The sequence below is a fragment of the Alteromonas sp. BMJM2 genome, from assembly GCF_027257845.1.
Lineage (GTDB): Bacteria > Pseudomonadota > Gammaproteobacteria > Enterobacterales > Alteromonadaceae > Alteromonas.
In genome coordinates this window covers 1-712 of sequence record NZ_JAPVOT010000061.1, presented here as the reverse complement: position 1 = coordinate 712, position 712 = coordinate 1, and the positions used below count along the sequence as shown (strand labels likewise).

2 tRNA genes and 1 rRNA gene are annotated in these 712 nt (G+C 44.0%); all 3 read left to right on the top strand.

Annotation, left to right across the window (positions count from 1 at the left end):
- Positions 1–78, top strand: a 16S ribosomal RNA gene (locus tag O9X84_RS19545); the annotation flags it as partial.
- A gap of 108 nt (positions 79–186) precedes the next feature.
- Positions 187–263 (top strand) — tRNA-Ile (locus O9X84_RS19540).
- Positions 264–306: 43 nt separating this feature from the next.
- Positions 307–382 (top strand) — tRNA-Ala (locus tag O9X84_RS19535).
- Positions 383–712: the final 330 nt, after the last annotated feature.

Here is a 712-nt window from a genome sequence, read left to right as displayed (position 1 = left end):
ACCACTTTGTGTTTCATGACTGGGGTGAAGTCGTAACAAGGTAACCCTAGGGGAACCTGGGGTTGGATCACCTCCTTACTATTACGTCGAGACGCCCTTGATGCAGTGCCTACACAGATTGTTTTGTTTAGAAAATTAGAGAACACCAAAAGGCAGCACTCACACTATACAGAGTATGAGCAAGATAGGCTTGTAGCTCAGCTGGTTAGAGCGCACCCCTGATAAGGGTGAGGTCGGCAGTTCAAGTCTGCCCAAGCCTACCAACTTCTTTTGCCTTTGCTTTGTTACCCGCAAAAGATTTTATATGGGGCTATAGCTCAGCTGGGAGAGCGCCTGATTTGCATTCAGGAGGTCAGCAGTTCGATCCTGCTTAGCTCCACCACTTCTAAGTGCATTTGCTAAGTGTATTTAAAAGTGGTTTTACCACGATATGTTCTTTAACAATTTGGAAAGCTGATATTAATAGTAATCAATCAAAAGAGTAATTGAGAAGTCGAAAGACGCACTTTTTACTCTACTTGACTTGAATTGCTTGTTATCGAAAACGCCGTAAGGCGGGTTAATCGGCATGTCCGGTTAACAAAGAGATAGCAAGGCAATTCTTCCGATTAGCTTGTCATGCATACAACATTACCCTTGTCCGACATCAAAAGGCGGACATGAGGCCGATACTCAAGGCTTTTTAGGGTTGTATGGTTAAGTGACTAAGCGT